The sequence below is a fragment of the Microcystis sp. M_OC_Ca_00000000_C217Col genome (genome assembly GCF_007095585.1).
GTDB lineage: Bacteria > Cyanobacteriota > Cyanobacteriia > Cyanobacteriales > Microcystaceae > Microcystis > Microcystis panniformis.
The window spans coordinates 1-3,628 of record NZ_SFBV01000195.1 but is presented as its reverse complement, the minus strand read 5'-3'; the positions used below and the strand labels follow the sequence as shown (position 1 = coordinate 3,628).

Here is a 3,628-nt window from a genome sequence, read left to right as displayed (position 1 = left end):
GATAACCATAGTGATTATGGGGTACAATTTTATGACTTTCCGGGTTGTATTAGTGCAGGAGAAACCATCGAAGAAGCGAAAAAAATGGCAACTGAAGCCTTAAAAGGTCATATTTCCTTCATGTTGGCAGATGGGGACGAAATTCCCACCCCTAGCACCCTCGAAACCATTTTAACCGACGCGGATCATCAAGATGCGATCGCTTTTCTACTCATTGAGGTATCAGAAGCTATTTTAAAGCATCAGGAATTGTGTGTAAAAAACTAGGTGCAGTCTCTAGCTTGGTTTGAGCGAATAAATATGTTAAAGAAAACCTCTCAATTCTCAGGGAAAGCGAAACCCAACACCCAACACCTAAATCTGTCTGAATCTTTTTGTTGGGTTCCCTTGGGTGTATTGTTGGGTTTCCTTACGTCAATCCAATCGACTTTAGTTTCGTAGGTTGGGTTGAGCGAATAAATATGTTAAAGAAAACCTCTCAATTCTCAGGAAAAGCGAAACCCAACAGGCAACACCTAAATCTGTCTGAATCTTTTTGTTGGGTTGCCTTGGGTCTATTATTGGGTTTCCTTACGTCTAGTTTCGTAGCTTGGGTTGAGCGAATAAATATGTTAAAGAAAACCTCTCAATTCTCAGGGAAAGCGAAACCCAACAGGCAACACCTAAATCTGTCTGAATCTTTTTGTTGGGTTTCCTTGGGTTTATTGTTGGGTTTCGTGCCTCAACCCAACCTTGTATGATGATTAGCGGCTGATTCATCGGCAATAAGAGACTCCCCCGCTCTTTGAAGGCTTGAAATAGCCAAATCTTGAAGCCTTTGTCAAACCTGAGCTTATTTTTTCGAGAAATTACTGCATTTTTAACATCCATTCTACCGCCCGTTCATAGAGTTCTAAATTACCAGTTTTTATCAAAGCATTAGCGGCTTTTTGCAAATAGTTAAGGCTCGCTACTCGACTACTAGGATTTTTATCATCGTAGGTGGCAAGAGCCAAGTTATAATAAGCTTCGCCATAATTTGGCTGATAAGTAATTGCTAATTGATAATCAGCGATCGCTTCCTTCTTATCGCCTATTTTTTCCTTAACTAAACCTCGATTATAGTAAGCTTCAGCATAGTTAGACTGGAGAGAAATAGCCATATTTAAATCCTCCAAAGCACCAGCATTATCTCCCAAATCAAAGCGAATAACTCCCCGGTTATTATAGGCGATCGGATTATTGGAATTCAAGCTAACTGCCTTATCTAAATCCTCTAAAGCACCCTCCTTATCCCCAGTTTGTCGTCGAATAATACCACGATTATTATAGGCGATCGGATTCTCCGATATTCTCGGTGTTACTTGTACATTATCGGGAATATTAGCGGTATCCGTGCGTGCATTTCCCCGATTACTATACACTGTCACATCGATAGGATTAATGCTCAAAGATTGCAGATAATCTGTAATCGCTCCTTGGTCATCTCCCACGTCGGCGCTACTATTCCCACGACTATAGAAAATTCTCGCATCACGGACTTTTTCTAGGAATACATTATAATCCTCGATCGCTCCCTGTTTATCCCCTTTTTCAAAACGCGCATTGGCCCGTTTATGATAGCCTTCTGGATCGTTAGGATAGGCAACTATATAAGTAGTATAATCTCTTTCGGCCGCAGCAAAATTTTTCAGAGCAAAATAAGCATCTCCCCGGGCCAGAGCATGACAAGAGACGTTATAATTAGGAAGAAAATCGGTTTCTCTGGAGTTATAAAAATAGTTTTTGTCGGCAGATTCTTGGATATTTTCGCTACAGACAGAGCGAGAAGTAAAACTAGGTGTATTGATCCGATCATCTTGGTCTAAGGCAATATTATAATTATCTACTGCCTCCTGATAACGCCCCAATTTATACAGCACTAACCCCCGATGATAGTTAGCGGCTGCATCGTTACGATCTCGTGCAACTGCTGCACTAAAATCCTCTAAAGCTCCCGCATATTCTTGATATTTATTAGCTCGCATTAACCCCCGATATACATAGGCTTTTGCGTCTTGGGGTTGCAGATAAATTGCTTGGTTATAATCTTGAATTGCCCCTTGATTATTGTTGAGTCTTAGGTGAGCATAACCCCGTTTAAGAAATGCTCTAGCATGGGGAAGTTTATCGTAGTTGGGATTAAAACGAATGAAAAGTTCTAAGTCTTTGATGGCTCCATTATAATACTCGATCGCTGTTTGATATCTTTGCGGGGAATTATTCGATAAATTGGCTAATTCTACTTCCTCGTCAGCGATTTCAAGTTGTACTCTGGCACGGTTTTGATAACTGCTAGGAGCATTCTTGGCTAAAAATAGTTTGGGTGAGCATTTTAAAACGATTTGATAATCCTTAAAAGCCTCTCGTTTTCCCCCTATCTTTTCTAAAGCTATAGCCCGATTATAATAGCCTTCAATTAGATCGGGTTTGTATAAAATAGCCAGATCATAATCTTTGATAGCCTCTGCATAATTTCCCCACTGAGAGTATAGCTGTCCTCGATGATAATAGCCGCGATAATCTTCAGTTTCATAACCAATGAAACGCTGGTAATAATCTAAAGCCAAGGATTGATGATTGAGCAAAGACGCAATAATTGCTAGGTTAAAGTAAACTTCGCTTTTATTGGGATTATACTTAAAGGCTTGCTGAAAATCTGAGCGAGCAGCTTCTAATAATTTTAGCTGATGCTGATCCTTGATTCGGCTTTCTCGCTCAATCAAGGGTGTTTCTTCCTCAATAACAGGGATTTCCTCAACTATAGGGGTTTTTTCCTCAATAACAGGTATTTCCTCGGCTATAGGGGTTTTTTCTCCCTCAATCACCATGGCTAACTTTAACACACCTCTTTGATAATAGGCTTGAGCTAGTAACTGTCGATCTTTGAAGGCGGGAGCATTATAATTACTATACCAAATGTATTGACTGAAATCATCGATCGCACCGTTTTGATCGTTGATTTTTTCTCGGGCCATTCCCCGTTGAAGATAAAGTTTAATCGTCCCCAGATCGCTAGGATAGACTCGCAGAGTGGCCGAATAATCAGCAATTTCTCTTTTGATGGCATTAGTATCAACTTCTTCCTTAGAAATGACGGGACATTGCAGGTTTTCCACTGCTTTCACCGAGCTAACTTCTAAACCAAATAATTCCCAAAATAACAGGGGAGACAATAAAAGTATTTTTTTTAAAAGCTTGACATTTAAACTATTTTGTGCAAGTGGGGTAATGGCTTGCTCTGTCAGGGTTTTAGTGATTAAGGATTGTTGTGGCTTGACATCCTCGCCGCCGTAAAACGGACGGCGATTCCCAAACCTCACGATTTGGGTTTCTGCTTCTTTCCCTTGCGGGGTTCCGCACCTGCCTTAACAGATTCACTCTGTTCTGGTCTTATGGTCGCTCTACAGACTGACACCGCAAGCCCTGCGGCCAAAATATTTTTACTCGCGTTAACATCTCGGTCATGGTGAGTCCCACAGTCTGGACAGTCCCATTCTCGAACATTTAACGGCATTTTCTCAGCAATATACCCGCAATTACTACACCTTTTAGAGCTAGGAAACCATCTATCTATTTCGATGTAATTTCTCCCATACCAACGGCATTT

The 3,628-nt window shown here is 40.8% G+C and carries 3 protein-coding genes; 1 reads left to right on the top strand and 2 read right to left on the bottom strand.

All coding sequences use genetic code 11. The features are described from left to right. A partial coding sequence (locus tag EWV66_RS11630) for a type II toxin-antitoxin system HicB family antitoxin (RefSeq protein WP_287107867.1) occupies nt 1–267 on the top strand: 267 nt, incomplete at its 5' end. Between the two features lie 581 nt (nt 268–848). On the opposite strand, the gene EWV66_RS11625 is transcribed toward EWV66_RS11630, so the two are convergent. Together EWV66_RS11625 and EWV66_RS11620 are read right to left on the bottom strand one after the other, a co-directional pair. Continuing rightward, nucleotides 849–3,341, bottom strand: coding sequence for a tetratricopeptide repeat protein (locus EWV66_RS11625; RefSeq protein ID WP_287107868.1), 2,493 nt, complete (start codon nt 3,339–3,341; stop codon nt 849–851). Next, nucleotides 3,338–3,628: zinc ribbon domain-containing protein (locus EWV66_RS11620; RefSeq protein ID WP_287107869.1), on the bottom strand; the 291-nt coding region annotated here is incomplete at its 5' end. The genes EWV66_RS11620 and EWV66_RS11625, both read right to left, overlap by 4 nt.